Annotated in this window: 18 protein-coding genes and 1 pseudogene; 13 read left to right on the forward strand and 6 right to left on the reverse strand. The window is 59.9% G+C overall.

The genetic code is table 11. From position 1 onward, the window contains the following. Positions 1–6 precede the first annotated feature (6 nt). Positions 7–531 (reverse strand): KdsC family phosphatase, encoded by a 525-nt coding sequence (locus QRN33_RS06215; protein WP_042608755.1) that lies wholly within the window; start codon positions 529–531, stop codon positions 7–9. Then, positions 531–1505: a KpsF/GutQ family sugar-phosphate isomerase gene (locus QRN33_RS06220; RefSeq protein WP_042608754.1), complete on the reverse strand. Its 975-nt coding sequence runs from the start codon at positions 1503–1505 to the stop codon at positions 531–533. Before QRN33_RS06220 ends, QRN33_RS06215 begins: the two co-directional genes overlap by 1 nt. Before the next feature lie 272 nt (positions 1506–1777). Here QRN33_RS06220 and QRN33_RS06225 point away from each other — a divergent pair, with 272 nt between their 5' ends. From QRN33_RS06225 to hisC, 10 genes are all read left to right on the forward strand, one after another. Further along, on the forward strand, positions 1778–2587 hold the full coding sequence (locus tag QRN33_RS06225; protein ID WP_039759369.1) for an ATP-binding cassette domain-containing protein: 810 nt from the start codon (positions 1778–1780) through the stop codon (positions 2585–2587). Beyond that, positions 2587–3384: a lipid asymmetry maintenance ABC transporter permease subunit MlaE gene (gene mlaE / locus QRN33_RS06230; RefSeq protein WP_042608753.1), complete on the forward strand. Its 798-nt coding sequence runs from the start codon at positions 2587–2589 to the stop codon at positions 3382–3384. Before QRN33_RS06225 ends, mlaE begins: the two co-directional genes overlap by 1 nt. After that, complete coding sequence (gene mlaD, locus QRN33_RS06235; protein WP_016771673.1) at positions 3384–3851, forward strand: outer membrane lipid asymmetry maintenance protein MlaD; 468 nt, start codon at positions 3384–3386, stop codon at positions 3849–3851. Before mlaE ends, mlaD begins: the two co-directional genes overlap by 1 nt. A gap of 11 nt (positions 3852–3862) precedes the next feature. Then, positions 3863–4516, forward strand: coding sequence for an MlaC/ttg2D family ABC transporter substrate-binding protein (locus QRN33_RS06240; protein WP_252875612.1), 654 nt, complete (start codon positions 3863–3865; stop codon positions 4514–4516). After that, the gene (locus tag QRN33_RS06245; RefSeq protein WP_039759362.1) at positions 4513–4818 is read left to right on the forward strand and encodes an STAS domain-containing protein; all 306 of its coding nucleotides are present in this window, start codon (positions 4513–4515) and stop codon (positions 4816–4818) included. The genes QRN33_RS06240 and QRN33_RS06245 overlap by 4 nt, the downstream gene beginning before the upstream one ends. Positions 4819–4933: 115 nt before the next feature. Then, positions 4934–5173 carry a BolA family protein gene (locus QRN33_RS06250; protein ID WP_008085051.1) on the forward strand — a complete coding sequence of 80 codons (240 nt, stop codon included), beginning with the start codon at positions 4934–4936 and terminating at the stop codon, positions 5171–5173. A 22-nt stretch (positions 5174–5195) separates the two neighbouring features. Beyond that, entirely contained in the window at positions 5196–6461 is a 1266-nt protein-coding gene (gene murA, locus QRN33_RS06255) for a UDP-N-acetylglucosamine 1-carboxyvinyltransferase (protein ID WP_042608749.1), read from the forward strand. Between the two features lie 128 nt (positions 6462–6589). Continuing rightward, positions 6590–7225, forward strand: coding sequence for an ATP phosphoribosyltransferase (hisG, locus tag QRN33_RS06260; protein ID WP_016771668.1), 636 nt, complete (start codon positions 6590–6592; stop codon positions 7223–7225). Between the two features lie 125 nt (positions 7226–7350). Further along, on the forward strand, positions 7351–8688 hold the full coding sequence (gene hisD, locus QRN33_RS06265; protein ID WP_042608748.1) for a histidinol dehydrogenase: 1338 nt from the start codon (positions 7351–7353) through the stop codon (positions 8686–8688). A 2-nt stretch (positions 8689–8690) separates the two neighbouring features. After that, complete coding sequence (gene hisC / locus QRN33_RS06270) at positions 8691–9743, forward strand: histidinol-phosphate transaminase (protein WP_042608802.1); 1053 nt, start codon at positions 8691–8693, stop codon at positions 9741–9743. Positions 9744–9818: 75 nt separating this feature from the next. On the opposite strand, the gene QRN33_RS06275 is transcribed toward hisC, so the two are convergent. Beyond that, a complete protein-coding gene (locus QRN33_RS06275) occupies positions 9819–10217 on the reverse strand; it encodes a hypothetical protein (RefSeq protein ID WP_285407593.1) in 399 nt (132 codons plus the stop codon). 157 nt (positions 10218–10374) lie between these two features. Here QRN33_RS06275 and QRN33_RS06280 point away from each other — a divergent pair. Continuing rightward, positions 10375–10580 (forward strand): annotated as a pseudogene (locus tag QRN33_RS06280) (aminotransferase class I/II-fold pyridoxal phosphate-dependent enzyme); the annotation flags it as partial. Between the two features lie 193 nt (positions 10581–10773). On the opposite strand, the gene QRN33_RS06285 reads toward QRN33_RS06280, so the two are convergent. The 3 genes from QRN33_RS06285 to algW form a co-directional block, all read right to left on the reverse strand. Next, on the reverse strand, positions 10774–11493 hold the full coding sequence (locus tag QRN33_RS06285) for a DUF4198 domain-containing protein (protein WP_285407594.1): 720 nt from the start codon (positions 11491–11493) through the stop codon (positions 10774–10776). Positions 11494–11505: 12 nt separating this feature from the next. Then, positions 11506–13611, reverse strand: a complete 2106-nt coding sequence (locus tag QRN33_RS06290) for a TonB-dependent siderophore receptor (protein WP_285407595.1) — start codon at positions 13609–13611, stop codon at positions 11506–11508. An 88-nt stretch (positions 13612–13699) separates the two neighbouring features. Further along, entirely contained in the window at positions 13700–14857 is a 1158-nt protein-coding gene (gene algW / locus QRN33_RS06295; RefSeq protein ID WP_042608743.1) for a Do family serine endopeptidase AlgW, read from the reverse strand. A gap of 104 nt (positions 14858–14961) precedes the next feature. On the opposite strand from algW, the gene QRN33_RS06300 reads away from it, so the two are divergent. Together QRN33_RS06300 and cysD are read left to right on the forward strand one after the other, a co-directional pair. Beyond that, positions 14962–15720 carry a Nif3-like dinuclear metal center hexameric protein gene (locus tag QRN33_RS06300; protein ID WP_064364460.1) on the forward strand — a complete coding sequence of 253 codons (759 nt, stop codon included), beginning with the start codon at positions 14962–14964 and terminating at the stop codon, positions 15718–15720. Between the two features lie 249 nt (positions 15721–15969). After that, complete coding sequence (gene cysD, locus QRN33_RS06305; protein ID WP_007912374.1) at positions 15970–16887, forward strand: sulfate adenylyltransferase subunit CysD; 918 nt, start codon at positions 15970–15972, stop codon at positions 16885–16887. Positions 16888–16893: the final 6 nt, after the last annotated feature.

Below are 16893 nucleotides of genomic sequence, written 5' to 3' on the forward strand. Positions count from 1 at the left end.
TCTGGCTCACAGGTACGCGGCGTTGGCCGCTTCGAGGCGGCCCTGGGCGCGCAGGATCAATTCGCAGAATTCGCGGGCGGCACCTTCGCCGCCACGGGCGCGGGTAACGCCGTGGGCGTGTTCGCGGACGAAATCGGCAGCGTTGGCCACCGCCATGCCCAGCCCTACGCGGCGGATTACCGGCAAGTCTGGCAGATCGTCGCCCAGATAGGCGACTTCTTCATAGCTTAGGCCCAGTTGTGCGAGCAGGCCGTCGAGCACCACCAATTTGTCTTCGCGCCCCTGAAACAGATGCGGGATGCCGAGATTCTTCGCGCGGCGCTCGACCACCGGGGTCTTGCGACCGCTGATGATCGCGGTTTGCACGCCGGCATTCATCAGCATCTTGATGCCCTGGCCGTCGAGAGTATTGAAAGTCTTGAACTCGCTGCCGTCTTCGAGGAAGTACAGCCGACCGTCGGTGAGTACACCGTCGACATCGAAGACTGCCAGTTTGATCGCTTTGCCGCGTTGCAGCAGATCGTTGTTCATTACATGACTCCTGCGCGCAGCAGATCGGAGAGGTTGAAGGCGCCGATCGGGCGATCCTCCTCGTCGACGACTACCAGGGCGCTGATTCGATGGTCTTCCATGATTTTCAGGGCTTCGGCGGCAAGCATGTCGGGCCGCGCGGTTTTGCCATGTGCGGTCATCACTTCGTCGATGGTCGCGTTGCGAATGTCGATGGTGCGGTCCAGGGTGCGGCGCAGATCACCGTCGGTGAAGATCCCGGCGAGTTTGCCGTCGGCCTCAAGGATAGCGGTCATGCCGAGGCCCTTGCGGGTCATTTCCATCAGCGCATCCTTGAGCAGGGTGCCGCGTTGGACCTGCGGCAGTTCCTCCCCGGCGTGCATGACGTTTTCCACTTTCAGCAACAGGCGCCGGCCAAGTGCGCCGCCCGGATGCGAGAAGGCAAAATCTTCGGCGGTAAAACCGCGCGCTTCCAGCAAGGCCACGGCCAGGGCATCTCCCATGACCAGCGCTGCGGTAGTCGAAGACGTCGGTGCCAGGTTCAACGGGCAGGCTTCGTGCTCAACGTGCACATTGAGATTGACCTCGGCAGCCTTCGCCAGCGGCGACTGCGGGTTGCCAGTGACGCTGATCAGCTGGATGCCCAGGCGTTTGATCAATGGCAGCAGGGTAATGATTTCGTTGGTCGAGCCGGAGTTCGACAGCGCCAGAATCACGTCGTCGCGGGTGATCATACCCATGTCGCCATGGCTGGCTTCGGCGGGATGGACAAAAAACGCCGGAGTGCCGGTGCTGGCCAGGGTCGCGGCGATCTTGTTGCCGATGTGCCCGGATTTGCCCATGCCGACCACGACCACACGGCCCTTGCTGGCCAGAATCATCTCGCAAGCGCGTACGAAATCGGCGTCGATATGGGCCATCAAGCCTTGGACGGCTTCCACTTCGAGGCGGATGGTGCGTTGTGCCGATTGAATCAGGTCGCGGGTTTTGCTCATGTCAGAATCGTATGGGCCGATGAAAAGGCGGCGATTATAGCGGTTATGTGGCAAAGCCTCACGCAAGTTCGTCGTGCTTTGTCATTACTGGTTACCAAAACCCTCTGAAAGTCGCTGCGACCCTCATCTGTCGGCGATTCAGGCCGGGTTCTCGCTTGGGCGCTCAGCCTTTGCAGTGATATAGTTCGCCGCCAGTTCGGCCTGCCCGGGATGCAGGTGTTTCCGAGGAAAGTCTGGCATCCCAGTGAGAGGCTGCATCGCAAGGAGTTTAGATGAGTGCCGATAACGCCTACGCGGTCGAGCTGAAGGGAGTCTCCTTCAAGCGCGGTGCGCGGAGCATTTTCAATAACGTCGATATCCGCATCCCGCGCGGCAAGGTCACCGGCATCATGGGGCCTTCCGGCTGCGGCAAGACCACGCTGCTGCGTCTGATGGGCGCGCAGTTGCGCCCGTCCAGCGGCGAAGTCTGGGTCAACGGGCAGAACCTGCCGACGCTGTCGCGCAGCGATCTGTTCGATGCGCGCAAGCACATGGGCGTGCTGTTTCAGAGCGGTGCGCTGTTCACCGACCTCGATGTGTTCGAGAACGTGGCCTTTCCGCTGCGGGTTCACACGCAACTGCCGGAAGACATGATCCGCGACATCGTCCTGCTCAAGTTGCAGGCCGTGGGGCTGCGCGGTGCCATCGAACTGATGCCGGACGAGCTGTCCGGCGGCATGAAGCGCCGCGTCGCGCTGGCCCGGGCGATTGCCCTCGATCCGCAGATTCTCATGTACGACGAGCCTTTCGTGGGCCAGGACCCGATCGCCATGGGCGTACTGGTGCGCCTGATTCGTTTGCTCAACGATGCACTGGGCATCACCAGTATCGTGGTGTCCCACGATCTGGCGGAGACCGCGAGCATTGCCGATTACATTTATGTAGTGGGCGATGGTCAGGTGCTGGGGCAGGGCACGCCGGATGAGCTGATGAATTCGGATGAGCCGCGTATCCGCCAGTTCATGACCGGCGATCCCGATGGTCCGGTGCCGTACCATTTTCCAGCGACGGATTACCGCGCAGATCTTCTGGGGAAGCGCTGATGCGCAGAATTTCATTGATGGAACGCGTGCGTCGGTTCGGCGAATCGGCGATCGACGCGGTCGCGGTGTTTGGTCGGGCGACCCTGTTCCTGTTTCACGCCCTGCTGGGCCGTGGCGGTATCAGCGGTGGTTTCGGCCTGTTGGTCAAGCAGCTGCACTCGGTCGGCGTCATGTCGCTGGTGATCATCGTGGTCTCCGGCATTTTCATCGGCATGGTGCTCGCGCTGCAGGGCTTCAGCATTCTTTCCAGCTATGGTTCAGAGCAGGCGGTGGGGCAGATGGTCGCCCTGACGTTGCTGCGTGAACTGGGGCCGGTGGTCACGGCGTTGCTGTTTGCCGGTCGCGCCGGTTCGGCATTGACCGCCGAGATCGGCAACATGAAATCCACCGAGCAGTTGTCCAGCCTGGAAATGATCGGTGTCGATCCGCTCAAGTACATCATTGCCCCGCGCCTGTGGGCCGGGTTCATTTCCCTGCCGGTGCTGGCGATGATCTTCAGTGTCGTCGGCATCTGGGGCGGTTCGTGGGTTGCGGTCGACTGGCTGGGCGTCTACGAAGGCTCCTACTGGGCGAACATGCAGAACAGCGTGACCTTCACCAGTGACGTGCTCAACGGCGTGATCAAGAGTGTCGTTTTCGCTTTCGTCGTGACCTGGATCGCCGTATTCCAAGGCTATGACTGTGAACCCACTTCCGAGGGAATCAGTCGTGCCACCACCAAGACCGTGGTGTTTGCCTCGCTGGCAGTGCTCGGTCTGGACTTTATTCTGACCGCTTTGATGTTTGGAGATTTCTGATGCAAAACCGCACCCTGGAAATCGGTGTCGGCCTGTTCCTGCTGGCAGGGATCCTGGCTTTGCTGCTGCTCGCCTTGCGCGTCAGCGGCCTGTCTCCGACTTCGTCCACCGACACCTATAAGTTGTATGCCTATTTCGACAATATCGCCGGTCTGACGGTCAGAGCCAAAGTGACCATGGCCGGTGTGACCATCGGCAAGGTCACCGCCATCGATCTGGATCGCGACAGTTTCACCGGTCGGGTCACGCTGCAGGTGGATAAAAAGGTCGACAACCTGCCGGTTGATTCGACTGCGTCTATCCTCACCGCGGGCCTGCTGGGCGAGAAATACATCGGTATCAGCGTCGGCGGTGAAGACACTCAGTTGAAAGACGGTGGAACCATCCATGACACGCAGTCGTCACTGGTACTGGAAGACCTGATCGGTAAATTCCTGCTCAATACCGTTAGCAAAGACGCCAAATGAGGAGCTTTTGAATGATCTCTATCTTGCGACGTGGCCTGTTGGTGTTGCTCGCGGCCCTGCCGTTGATGGCTAACGCTGTACCGGGACAATCGGCTCATGACCTGATTCAGGACACCACGAACCGGATGCTTGCCGATTTGCAGGCCAATAAAGAGAAGTACAAGCAGGATCCGCAGGATTTCTATGCGGCGCTGAACAGCATCGTCGGTCCCGTGGTGGATGCCGAGGGCATCTCCAAAAGCATCATGACCGTGAAGTATTCGCGCAAGGCCACGCCTGCGCAGATGCAGCGCTTCCAGGAAAACTTCAAGCGCGGTCTGTTCCAGTTCTACGGCAACGCTCTGCTGGAATACAACAACCAGGGCATCACCGTTGACCCGGCCAAAGACGAATCGGGCGACCGCACCAGCGTCAACATGACCGTCAAGGGCAGCAACGGCGCGATCTATCCAGTGCAGTACACCCTTGAGAAGATCAATGGCGAGTGGAAGCTGCGCAACGTGATCATCAACGGCATCAACATCGGCAAGCTGTTCCGTGACCAGTTCGCCGACGCCATGCAGCGCAATGGCAACGATCTGGACAAGACCATCGATGGCTGGGCCGGTGAAGTGGCCAAGGCCAAGCAGGAAACCGACAAAGCCGCCGCGAAGCCAGCCCAATGAGTGAGGCGGCAGTACGGATGAGTGATGTCGACGAATTGGTACTCAGCGGCGTGCTGGATTACCGCACCGGGCCTGACCTGCGCAAGGAAGGGCAGGCGCTGATCAAGTCGAGCAAGGCGTCGGCGCTGGTCATCGATTGTTCGGCGGTGCAGAAGTCCAGCAGTGTCGGCCTGTCGTTGCTGCTGTGCTTCATGCGTGATGCTCAGGCGGCCGGCAAGGCCGTCAGCATCCGCGCGATGCCCGAAGACATGCGCGAAATCGCTCAGGTCAGCGAGTTGACCGAGCTGTTGGCGCACCCCTGAACCCTCATCTATAAAGAAGCCCCCCGTCAGAGTCCTGCGTTGCGGGGTTCGCAGGCGCGGGGCTTTTTTGTATGATGTCCGACCCGTGCGCACAGGGCGCCGATTGAGGTTGAGCATGCAGGCCGTAGAAGTGAAGAGCTTCCTTGAAGGAAAGCTGCCAGGAACGCTGGTAGAAGTTGAAGGCGAAGGCTGCAACTTCCAGCTGAACGTGATCAGCGATGAACTGGCGGCGTTGAGCCCGGTGAAGCGTCAGCAGCAGGTCTATGCCCATTTGAACCCATGGATCACCGATGGCAGCATCCATGCGGTCACTATGAAATTTTTCAGCAGCGCGGCCTGGGCCGAGCGCACCTGAGCCCTAGGGCGTCGAGATACTAATGGATAAATTGATTATTACCGGTGGCGCTCGTCTTGATGGCGAGATCCGCATTTCCGGGGCAAAGAACTCTGCCCTGCCGATCCTGGCCGCGACCCTGCTGTGCGATGGCCCGGTGACCGTTGGCAACCTGCCGCACCTGCACGACATCACCACCATGATCGAGCTGTTCGGGCGCATGGGCATCGAGCCTGTGATCGACGAGAAGCTCAGCGTCGAAATCGACCCGCGCACCATCAAGACTCTGATCGCGCCGTACGAGCTGGTGAAAACCATGCGTGCGTCGATCCTCGTACTGGGCCCGATGGTCGCGCGTTTCGGTGAGGCCGAAGTCGCACTGCCGGGCGGTTGCGCCATCGGTTCGCGTCCGGTCGACCTGCACATCCGTGGTCTCGAAGCCATGGGCGCGGTCATCGACGTCGAAGGCGGCTACATCAAGGCCAAGGCGCCTGAAGGTGGCCTGCGCGGCGCGCACTTCTTCTTCGACACCGTCAGCGTGACCGGTACCGAAAACATCATGATGGCCGCAGCACTGGCCAAAGGTCGCAGCGTGTTGCAGAACGCCGCCCGCGAGCCTGAAGTGGTTGACCTGGCGAATTTCCTCAACGCCATGGGCGCCAAGGTTTCCGGCGCCGGCACCGACACCATCACCATCGATGGCGTCGAGCGTCTGGGTTCGGCTTTCTACAAGGTCATGCCTGACCGTATCGAAACCGGCACCTACCTGGTTGCTGCAGCCGTCACCGGTGGCCGCGTCAAGGTCAAGGACACCGATCCGACCATCCTCGAAGCGGTGCTGGAAAAGCTGCGTGAAGCCGGCGCGGAAATCACCTGCGGTGAAGACTGGATCGAGCTGAACATGCACGGCAAGCGCCCGAAAGCGGTCAACGTGCGCACCGCGCCGTACCCGGCGTTCCCGACCGACATGCAGGCACAGTTCATCTCGCTCAACGCCATTGCCGAAGGCACCGGTGCGGTGATCGAGACGATCTTCGAAAACCGCTTCATGCACGTGTACGAACTGCACCGCATGGGCGCCAAGATCCAGGTCGAAGGCAACACCGCGATCGTCACCGGTACCGAAATCCTCAAGGGCGCGCCTGTGATGGCCACCGACCTGCGGGCTTCGGCCAGTCTGGTGATCTCGGCACTGATGGCCGAAGGCGACACGCTGATCGACCGCATCTACCACATAGACCGTGGTTACGAGTGCATCGAAGAAAAACTGCAGATGCTCGGCGCCAAGATCCGTCGCGTTCCGGGCTGATCGCTGCATCGGGACACACGGATGTGTCCACTGAATTCGTTTCGAGTCGAGGGTGTGCGCACCCTCGATGTGTGTCCGGCGCCGATTGCGACCGGGCATGAGTACCTTGATAAGGACTGACGTTTCCCATGTTGACCATCGCACTGTCCAAGGGCCGCATCCTTGACGACACACTGCCGCTTCTCGCTGAAGCGGGCATCGTGCCGACCGAGAATCCGGACAAGAGCCGCAAGCTGATCATCCCCACGACCCAGGACGACGTGCGTCTGCTGATCGTGCGCGCCACCGACGTGCCGACGTATGTCGAGCATGGCGCGGCCGACCTCGGCGTCGCCGGTAAGGACGTGCTGATGGAATACAGCGGCCAGGGGCTGTACGAGCCGCTGGACCTGCAGATCGCGCAGTGCAAGCTGATGACCGCCGGCAAGATCGGCGCGGCCGAGCCCAAGGGCCGTCTGCGCGTGGCGACCAAGTTCGTCAATGTTGCCAAGCGTTACTACGCCGAGCAGGGCCGTCAGGTCGACATCATCAAGCTGTACGGCTCGATGGAACTGGCGCCGCTGATTGGTCTGGCCGACAAGATCATCGACGTGGTCGACACCGGCAATACCCTGCGCGCCAACGGCCTGGAGCCACAGGAACTGATCGCCACGATCAGCTCGCGCCTGGTGGTCAACAAGGCTTCAATGAAAATGCAGCACGCCCGAATCCAGGCGTTGATCGACACCCTGCGCAACGCAGTGGAATCGCGACACCGCGGCTGATCTACCTGCGTGGCCCAAGGCCGCGCCGTCTATCCGCCTCATAGCCAGAATTCTCAGGTGCCCAAGCGGATCGAATGCTAGTTTCGGGCGCCTGAGTTATTTGCCATTCCTATGAGGCTCTCGCTATGACCGCAACCACTGCAATTCGCCGACTCAACGCTGCTGACCCGGATTTCGCGCATCATCTGGATCATCTGCTGAGCTGGGAAAGTGTGTCTGACGACTCGGTCAATCAGCGCGTGCTGGACATCATCAAGGCTGTGCGCGAGCGCGGTGACGCGGCGCTGGTCGAGTTCACCCAAAAGTTCGATGGCCTCGAAGTCGCCTCGATGGCCGACCTGATCCTGCCGCGCGAGCGCCTCGAACTGGCCCTGACCCGCATTACGGTGCCGCAGCGCGAAGCACTGGAAAAAGCCGCCGCCCGGGTGCGCAGCTATCACGAAAAGCAGAAGCAGGATTCCTGGAGCTACACCGAAGCCGACGGCACGGTGCTCGGCCAGAAAGTCACGCCGCTGGATCGTGCCGGCCTGTATGTGCCGGGTGGCAAAGCGTCGTATCCGTCGTCGGTGTTGATGAATGCGATTCCGGCCAAGGTTGCCGGCGTGACCGAAGTGGTCATGGTCGTGCCGACCCCGCGCGGTGAGCTCAACGAACTGGTGCTGGCCGCTGCCTGCATCGCCGGTGTCGACCGGGTGTTCACCATCGGCGGTGCGCAAGCGGTTGCTGCGCTGGCGTACGGCACTGAAAGCGTGCCGCGAGTCGACAAAGTCGTCGGCCCGGGCAACATCTACGTCGCCACCGCCAAGCGCCACGTGTTCGGCCAGGTCGGTATCGACATGATCGCCGGCCCTTCGGAAATCCTTGTGGTCTGCGACGGCCAGACCGATCCGGACTGGATCGCCATGGACCTGTTCTCCCAGGCCGAGCACGATGAAGACGCGCAAGCGATTCTGGTCAGCCCCGACGCCGAGTTCCTCGACAAGGTCGCCGCGAGCATCGACAAACTGCTGCCGACCATGGACCGCGCAACCATCATCGAGACCTCGATCAATGGCCGTGGCGCGCTAATCCAGGTGAGCGACATGGCGCAGGCCATCGAAGTCGCCAACCGCATCGCGCCGGAACACCTGGAGTTGTCGGTCGCTGATCCGCAAGCCTGGCTGCCGCAGATCCGTCACGCTGGCGCGATCTTCATGGGCCGCCACACCTCCGAAGCGCTGGGCGACTACTGCGCCGGCCCGAACCACGTCTTGCCGACTTCGGGCACTGCGCGTTTCTCCTCGCCGCTGGGGGTTTACGACTTCCAGAAACGTTCTTCGATCATCTTCTGCTCCGAGGCCGGTGCTTCGGAGCTGGGCAAGACTGCATCGGTACTGGCCCGTGGCGAATCGCTTAGCGCCCACGCGCGTAGCGCCGAATACCGCATCAAAGATGAAGACTTTCTGAAAGAGCAGGGGGAATGAGCATGAGTAAATTCTGGAGCCCGTTCGTCAAGGATCTGGTGCCGTACGTACCGGGCGAACAGCCGAAGCTGACCAGACTGGTCAAGCTCAACACCAACGAAAACCCCTACGGCCCGTCGCCAAAAGCATTGGCGGCGATGCAAGCCGAGCTCAACGACAACCTGCGCCTGTACCCGGACCCGAACAGTGACCTGCTGAAAAACGCCGTGGCCGAATACTACGGCGTGCAAACCAGTCAGGTGTTCCTCGGCAACGGTTCGGACGAAGTGCTCGCGCACATTTTCCACGGTCTGCTGCAACACGATCAGCCGCTGCTGTTCCCGGATATCAGCTACAGCTTCTATCCGGTCTATTGTGGGCTCTATGGAATTGAGTTCGACGCGGTGCCGCTGGATGCGCAATTCCAGATCAACCCGGCGGACTACGCCAAGCCGAACGGCGGGATCATTTTCCCCAACCCGAACGCCCCGACCGGCTGCCTGCTGGCGCTGGACGCCGTCGAGCAAATCCTCAAGGCCAGCCCGGATTCGGTGGTCGTGGTGGACGAGGCCTACATCGACTTCGGCGGCGAAACCGCGATCAGTCTGGTGGACCGCTATCCGAACCTGCTGGTGACACAGACATTGTCCAAGTCCCGCTCGCTGGCCGGTCTGCGTGTCGGTCTGGCGGTAGGGCATCCGGATCTGATCGAGGCGCTGGAGCGGATCAAGAACAGCTTCAACTCCTATCCGCTGGATCGTCTGGCGATTGTCGGTGCGGCGGCGGCGTTTGAAGATCGCGAATATTTCGACGAGACCTGTCGTCAGGTGATCGAGAGTCGCGATTGGGTCGTTGCGCAATTGCAGGCCAAGGGCTTTGAAGTCCTGCCGTCGGCGGCGAACTTCATCTTCGCCCGGCACCCGCAGCATGATGCGGCGGGGCTGGCTGCGAAACTGCGCGAGCAGGGCGTGATCGTACGGCACTTCAAACAAGAGCGGATTGCGCAGTTCCTGCGGATTTCGATTGGCACGCCGGAGCAGAATCAGGCGTTGATCGATGGGCTTGGCGATTTATAAAATATGTGCGGATTAGGGGATTCCTGTTCTTGCTACATAGAACAGGAATTCGATCAGGCTCTTGATCTTGATGGATTATGAGTCAGTCGTGGTAATTTCAAAGCTCCCTGAAATTGTGTGCTGATCTGCTGTTTCAAATTGAAAAACTCCTTTTGCCGACTTGAAGTTGTCGGCAAAAGTTATTTCCAGGCGTCCCTTATCTGCAGAATAATTCGTATAGTTAAGAGTTACTTCCCAAGTAGGGTGATAATCCTCCGGGAAATCATTCCGAAACAGTTTCTTGTTATCTCCATCCTCTACCTGTACCGGGTAGCCAATGGTGATGCTGTCTCCCTTGTAAAAGCCCCATATGAACCCGCCGCCAATAGGGAAGCTATGCATAACTACTAGCGAGTACTCTACCGGCGCGCCATTATCGATTCGATACCGGATAAAGTCCGAGTTTGCGATTTTTCTTAAACTTTTGTTAGCCATTTTTCTTCTCTTCCTATCTCCTTTGGAAGTGAAGAGGGTATTGATCTCGCACGGGAATGGCCACTGTCATAAATGACAGTCTTTTATATTTTTTTGTTTTAGTCCTGTTTGTTTTAGGAAGCAGTTGAATGCACCAGTGATTACGCGATGCCCCCTCGGAGGTTTTGAAGTGCTGCCTTCAGCGTCCGACTTTCATTTTTGCCTCACACCCAGCATGACGCGGCGGGGCTGGCGGCCAAGTTGCGCGAGCAGGGCGTGATCGTACGGCACTTCAAACAGGAGCGGATTGCGCAGTTCCTGCGGATATCGGTGGGCACGCCAGAGCAGAATCAGGCACTCATCGATGGACTGGGCGACCTCTAAAAGCAAAAAGCCCCTCACCCTAACCCTCTCCCAAAGGGAGAGGGGACTGATCGGGTGATATTACTGAGGTACGCCGACCTTAATTTGCTTCACCGAATCCATAATCGACTCGCTCTTTCAGGTCGATGTATCCCGCAAGATAACTCGGTCGGCTCCCTCTCCCCCGGGAGAGGGCTGGGGTGAGGGGCGCTTTTTATTCGTGATGCGGCTCGCCAAGGAACGTCAGTGAACTGAACAGCCCTCGACTATCCACATCCACACTGTCCTTCACCGGCACTTCAACCTGCGCCGCAATCACATTCAATCCCTCATTCCTCACCAGCACCTGCGCACGCCCATCCTTATCGGTCTCGGTGCTCAGCGTATTCGGCGCGCTGCGATAGTCGCCGTACAACTTCACCCCCACCGCCGGTTTACCATCGAGCAACACCCGTACCGGCAACGATTTGCCCGGCCCTACCGTCAGCGGATCGACCTCCGGCAGGATCAGCAGTTTGATTTGATCCAGCTTCGGCAACTTTGCCCCCGGTTGATAAATCGCCAGGCTGTACTTGAACGTTTGTGTGGCCTCGGTGGCGCCGGGCACTTTGCTGCGTCCTTCGTTGATCCACTTCTTGTCCGCCGTCTGCGACCACATGCCATTGTTCAGCGCTACGGCCATCACTGCCGGCGGCTTCAACGGTTTCAGCCGAGCATGATCAGCCAGGCGCTCGACGCTGACCGGGATCATCTTGCCGCCCGCGTCATAAGCCCAGGCACCGCTGATTTTCTGCGCCTTGAAGGCGTTGTCTTCGGCGCCGTGGCCGTAGATCACTTCGATATTGCCGCGCCGTTCCTCTGTCCACAGGCCGTGGGCCGAAACCTGGCCTGCGAACAGCGCAGCGATGAGCAGAAGGGGTTTGCCGTAGTGCATGGTGACGTCCTTTTACAGGTTGAGTGTCAGGCTGACGGTGAAATTGCGCGGTTCGCCGGGGTTGACCCAGTAGTTGCTGTAGGAGCGCTCGTAGTATTTCTCGTCGAAGATGTTGTTCAGGTTCAGGCCGACCGTGACGTTGTCGCTGGCCTTGTAGTGCGCAAGCAGGTCGACGGTCTGGTAGGCCGGCAATTCGAAGTCGCTGCCTGACTCGCCCGAGCGATCGCCGACGTAAGTGAACGCTGCGCCGACGTCTGAACCGCGCAGACGGCCATCCTGAAATTCATACACACCCAGCAGACTGCCGCTGCGCTTGGCCACGCCGAGGACGCGGCTGCCGGCGGGAATGGTCGCGTCACCCTTGGTCACCTCGGCGTCGATGTAGGCGAAGGCGCCGATGACCCGCACCGCGTCGGTCACCTGGCCGCTCAATTGCCAATCGAAACCCCGGCTTCGCGCCTTGCCCATGGCGCGGCTGGTGTCGGTGCCCGGATCGAGGGCGAGGACGTTTTCCTTGTCGATGTGGAAGAAGGCGAGGGTGCTGCTCACACGCTCATCGAACAGTTCGTTCTTGATCCCCACTTCGTAACCGACGCCTTCTTCCGGATCGAAGGATTTGCCCGAAGCATCCAGCCCGTTGTTCGGTTTGAACGAGGTCGAGGCGTTGGCGAACAGGCCAGTGTTCGGCGTGAGTTGATAGAGCAGGCCGGCGCGTTGGGTCAGCGCGTCGTGGCGCTGCTGGCTCTTGGCGTTACGGCTGTGGTCGTCGATGCGCTGATCGAAGTGCTCGAAGCGCGCACCGAGCATGCCGCGCAGCTTGTCGGTGAAGATGATCTGGTCCAGCAGGTTCAACGCATGGCTTTCGACGTGTTCGAAGAAGTCAGTGCCCGAGCGCGCACCGTTGGGTTTTGGCTGGCCGTAGAGCGGCTTATAGATGTCGATGGCGTAGGGGCCGCCGGCGACGGTGGTGACGCGTTCGTCCTTGCGGTAATTCTCGTACTCGGTGCCCACCAGCAATTCATGCTGCCACGGGCCGAGGTCGAACAGACCGCGCAGTTCCAGTTGGGTGATGCTGTCGTGCCAATTCGTATCGCGTTCGCGCAAGCGGCGGTTGACCGTGTGGCCGTCGGCGTTCAGCGCGCGTTGTTCCGAGGCGTCGCCCCAGAGCTTGCCTTCCTTGTAGTGGCTGGCCAGACGCAGTTTCCAATTGTCGTTCAGATGGTGCTCAAGCGTGGCCTGAAGCAGGTTGTTGTGGTTGTCGATATTGCCGTCGTTGGGTTCGCCCAGGAACGTCGAACGCGATACGCCGCTCCATTTATTGTTGGGCGCCACCACGCCGCGATCGAACGTCGAGTTGTGACGAACGATTTCGCTTTCCACCAGCAGCGAGGTGTCCGGGTTCAACTGCCAACTGATCGAGGGCGCGACGAAGACCCGCTGGCTGTCGACGTGATCGCGAAAGCTGTGGTTGTCCTCGACGGCGAGATTGATGCGCGAGAGTACGTCGCCCTGTTCATCGAGGGGCGTATTGACGTCCAGCGCGGTGCGATAGCGGTCCCAACTACCGGCGCTGGTTTGTAGAGTGGTGAACGCTTGCGGCTGGGGTTTCTTGGTGACGATGTTCACCGTGCCGCCGGGATCGCCTCGACCGTAGAGGCTGGCGGCCGGGCCTTTGAGCACTTCGATGCGTTCGATGTTGGCCGCATCCGGCGTGCTCGGGTAGCCGCGATTCGCGCTGAAGCCATCCTTGTAGAACTCGGACGTGGTGAAGCCGCGCACGCTGTATTCGTACAGGGTCAGGCCGCCGAAGTTGTTCTGTTTCGATACCCCGCCAGCGAAATCCAGCGCGCGTTCAACGCTGGCACTGCCCAGATCCGAAAGCACGCTGGCCGGGACCACGCTGATGGCTTGCGGGATATCGCGAATTGCCGTGTCGGTTTTGGTCGCACTGGCGGAGCGAGTCGCGCGATAGCCGCTGACCGGGCCGGTAGGAGACTCATAGTCGGAGGTGACGCTGATGGCTTCCAACTCAACGGGCTGCGGTTCATCGGCGAATGCGGGATCGCAGAGAAAACCCAGGGTCAGGCCCAGCAGCGAAGCCTTTTTTCGAGACGACATGTTATGTTGTTCCAATTATCAGAATTGAAACAATATAACATGCCCGTTGAGAATGTCTGTTATTCGCGCCGCTGGCGCGAAAACATTTCTACTCTTCTTTTTCTTTCACTGGTGCCGGCGGTGGACGCAGGCCGATTTCAGCGCTCAGCTTCAGCTCCTTGCCGTTGCGCATGACCTGGATCGTCACCTTGTCAGTCGGTTTGATCCGCGCCACCTGGTTCATCGAACGGCGACCATCGCCGGCCGGTTCGCCATCGATACTCAGAATCACATCGCCCAGCTGCAGGCCGGCTTTCTGCGCCGGGCCGTCACGGAAAATCCCCGCGACGACAATTCCCGGACGTCCGGACAAGCCAAACGACTCGGCCAGTTCCTGGGTCAGCGGTTGCACTTCGATGCCCAGCCAGCCACGGATCACCTGACCGTGCTCGATGATCGACTTCATGACTTCCATCGCCAGTTTCACCGGAATAGCAAATCCGATGCCTTGCGAGCCGCCCGACTTGGAGAAGATCGCCGTGTTGATGCCAGTGAGGTTGCCATTGGCATCGACCAGCGCACCGCCGGAGTTGCCCGGGTTGATCGCCGCGTCGGTCTGGATGAAGTCTTCGTAATTGTTCAGGCCCAACTGATTACGCCCGGTGGCGCTGATGATGCCCATGGTCACGGTCTGGCCGACGCCGAACGGGTTGCCGATGGCCAGCGCGACGTCGCCGATGCGAATGCTGTCGGAGCGGCCGACGGTGATCGCCGGGAGGTTTTTCAGGTCGATTTTCAACACCGCGAGGTCGGTTTCCGGGTCGCTGCCGATCACCCGTGCCAGCGTCTCGCGACCATCCTTGAGCGCCACGACAATCTGGTCGGCGCCGCTGGTGACGTGGTTGTTGGTGAGAATGTAGCCCTCCGGGCTCATGATCACCCCGGAACCGAGGCTCGATTCCATGCGCTTCTGTTTCGGCGAGTTGTCACCGAAGAAGCGGCGGAACTGCGGATCCTCGAACAGAGGATGCGCCGGTTTGTTGATGACCTTGGTGGTGTACAGGTTGACCACCGACGGTGCGGCGATACCTACCGCATCCGCATAGGACACCGGCCCCTGTTGCACGATCGTTGTCTGTGGCGCCTGTTGCAGATTGACGTCGAGGCTCGGTAGCCCGACCCACTCGGGGTAACGCTGAATAATCAACAGAGCGATAAGCACACCGGCCAACAGTGGCCAGCCGAAAAAACGCAGCGCCTTGAGCATTAAGCACGTTCCTGGAAAGGTTGCAGGCGAGGTCAGACCGCCCATAATGTCGCGCATTATACGAGGCCGCGCGTGCCTCTGAACGGGATATTTAGGAGTCTTTCATGGCCGTTGCCCTCAGCACCCTCGTCGAAGAAGCCGACCGTTACCTGACCAGTGCGAAAATTGCCGATTATTGCCCCAACGGTTTGCAGGTCGAAGGCCGCCCGCAGGTGATGCGCATCGTCAGTGGCGTCACCGCCAGCCAGGCTTTACTGGACGCCGCCGTGGAAGCCGAGGCCGACCTGATCCTGGTCCACCACGGTTATTTCTGGAAAGGCGAAAACCCCTGCGTCACCGGCATGAAACAGCGTCGCTTGAAAACCCTGCTCAAGCACGACATCAGTCTGCTGGCGTATCACCTGCCGCTGGATCTGCACCCGGACGTCGGCAACAACGTGCAACTGGCGCGTCAGCTCGACATCACTGTCGAAGGGCCGTTGGACCCGAGCAACCCGAAAGTCGTGGGTCTGGTGGGTTCGCTGAATGAGCCGATGACTGCCCGGGATTTCGCGCGCAAGGTGCAGGAAGTCATGGGCCGCGAGCCACTGTTGATCGAAGGCAGCGGCATGATCCGCCGCGTCGGCTGGTGCACCGGGGGCGGCCAGGGTTATATCGATCAGGGCGTGGCTGCAGGGGTCGACCTGTTCATCAGTGGCGAGGCCTCCGAGCAGACGTTTCACAGCGCGCGGGAAAACGACATCAGCTTCATCGCCGCCGGCCATCACGCCACCGAACGCTATGGCGTGCAGGCGCTGGGCGATTATCTGGCGAAGCGCTTTGCCCTTGAGCACATCTTCATCGACATCCCGAACCCTATCTGACACACCGCGTTTCCCCTGTAGGAGTGAGCCTGCTCGCGATAGCTTTGTCATATCCAACATAGCTGTGACTGATTCACCGCTATCGCGAGCAGGCTCACTCCTACAGGGGGCTTTGCGCCCAAACGAGCGGGCATATTCATATACCCTTTCGATCTAGTTGGCGTCCTGATTAGAAGAGGTCGCTGTGCTAGGATTCCCCGCTCGAACACGGCCCGCTGGCCGTTCATAAGAAAGCTTTCGTGAGTAGCCATGGTCGACAAACTGACGCATCTGAAACAGCTGGAGGCGGAAAGCATCCACATCATCCGCGAGGTGGCCGCCGAGTTCGATAACCCGGTGATGCTGTACTCCATCGGTAAAGACTCCGCCGTGATGCTGCACCTGGCACGCAAGGCGTTCTTCCCGGGCAAACTGCCGTTTCCGGTGATGCACGTCGACACCCGCTGGAAATTCCAGGAGATGTACAAGTTCCGCGACAAGATGGTCGAAGAACTGGGCCTGGACCTGATCACCCACATCAACCCCGATGGCGTGGCGCAGAACATCAACCCGTTCACCCACGGCAGCGCCAAGCACACCGACATCATGAAAACCGAGGGTCTTAAGCAGGCACTCGACAAGCATGGTTTCGACGCAGCCTTCGGCGGTGCCCGTCGCGATGAAGAGAAGTCCCGCGCTAAAGAGCGCGTGTACTCGTTCCGCGACAGCAAGCACCGCTGGGACCCGAAAAACCAGCGTCCCGAACTGTGGAACGTCTACAACGGCAAGGTCAACAAGGGCGAATCCATCCGTGTATTCCCGTTGTCGAACTGGACCGAGCTGGACATCTGGCAGTACATCTACCTCGAAGGCATCCCGATCGTGCCGCTGTATTTTGCCGCCGAACGCGAAGTGATCGAGAAGAACGGCACGCTGATCATGATCGACGACGAGCGCATCCTCGAACACCTGTCCGACGAAGACAAAGCGCGCATCGTGAAAAAGAAAGTGCGGTTCCGCACCCTGGGCTGCTACCCGTTGACGGGCGCGGTGGAGTCCGAGGCCGAAAGCCTCACGGACATCATTCAGGAAATGCTCCTGACGCGAACTTCCGAGCGCCAGGGCCGGGTCATCGACCACGATGGCGCAGGCTCGATGGAAGACAAAAAACGTCAGGGTTATTTCTAAGGGGTT

Origin of the sequence: Pseudomonas sp. FR229a (assembly GCF_030209115.1) — a bacterium.
Taxonomy (GTDB): domain Bacteria; phylum Pseudomonadota; class Gammaproteobacteria; order Pseudomonadales; family Pseudomonadaceae; genus Aquipseudomonas; species Aquipseudomonas moraviensis_A.

Excerpts from the sequence above, each read along its gene's own strand:
- QRN33_RS06245 (WP_039759362.1), top strand. The coding sequence starts at position 4,513 with ATGAGTGAGGCGGCAGTACGGATGAGTGATGTCGACGAATTGGTACTC.
- mlaE (WP_042608753.1), top strand. The coding sequence starts at position 2,587 with ATGCGCAGAATTTCATTGATGGAACGCGTGCGTCGGTTCGGCGAATCG.
- QRN33_RS06275 (WP_285407593.1), bottom strand. The coding sequence starts at position 10,217 with ATGGCTAACAAAAGTTTAAGAAAAATCGCAAACTCGGACTTTATCCGG.
- murA (WP_042608749.1), top strand. The coding sequence starts at position 5,196 with ATGGATAAATTGATTATTACCGGTGGCGCTCGTCTTGATGGCGAGATC.
- QRN33_RS06225 (WP_039759369.1), top strand. The coding sequence starts at position 1,778 with ATGAGTGCCGATAACGCCTACGCGGTCGAGCTGAAGGGAGTCTCCTTC.
- hisD (WP_042608748.1), top strand. The coding sequence starts at position 7,351 with ATGACCGCAACCACTGCAATTCGCCGACTCAACGCTGCTGACCCGGAT.
- QRN33_RS06285 (WP_285407594.1), bottom strand. The coding sequence starts at position 11,493 with ATGCACTACGGCAAACCCCTTCTGCTCATCGCTGCGCTGTTCGCAGGC.
- QRN33_RS06300 (WP_064364460.1), top strand. The coding sequence starts at position 14,962 with ATGGCCGTTGCCCTCAGCACCCTCGTCGAAGAAGCCGACCGTTACCTG.
- QRN33_RS06220 (WP_042608754.1), bottom strand. The coding sequence starts at position 1,505 with ATGAGCAAAACCCGCGACCTGATTCAATCGGCACAACGCACCATCCGC.
- QRN33_RS06215 (WP_042608755.1), bottom strand. The coding sequence starts at position 531 with ATGAACAACGATCTGCTGCAACGCGGCAAAGCGATCAAACTGGCAGTC.
- algW (WP_042608743.1), bottom strand. The coding sequence starts at position 14,857 with ATGCTCAAGGCGCTGCGTTTTTTCGGCTGGCCACTGTTGGCCGGTGTG.
- hisG (WP_016771668.1), top strand. The coding sequence starts at position 6,590 with ATGTTGACCATCGCACTGTCCAAGGGCCGCATCCTTGACGACACACTG.
- QRN33_RS06290 (WP_285407595.1), bottom strand. The coding sequence starts at position 13,611 with ATGTCGTCTCGAAAAAAGGCTTCGCTGCTGGGCCTGACCCTGGGTTTT.
- hisC (WP_042608802.1), top strand. The coding sequence starts at position 8,691 with ATGAGTAAATTCTGGAGCCCGTTCGTCAAGGATCTGGTGCCGTACGTA.
- cysD (WP_007912374.1), top strand. The coding sequence starts at position 15,970 with ATGGTCGACAAACTGACGCATCTGAAACAGCTGGAGGCGGAAAGCATC.
- QRN33_RS06240 (WP_252875612.1), top strand. The coding sequence starts at position 3,863 with ATGATCTCTATCTTGCGACGTGGCCTGTTGGTGTTGCTCGCGGCCCTG.
- mlaD (WP_016771673.1), top strand. The coding sequence starts at position 3,384 with ATGCAAAACCGCACCCTGGAAATCGGTGTCGGCCTGTTCCTGCTGGCA.
- QRN33_RS06250 (WP_008085051.1), top strand. The coding sequence starts at position 4,934 with ATGCAGGCCGTAGAAGTGAAGAGCTTCCTTGAAGGAAAGCTGCCAGGA.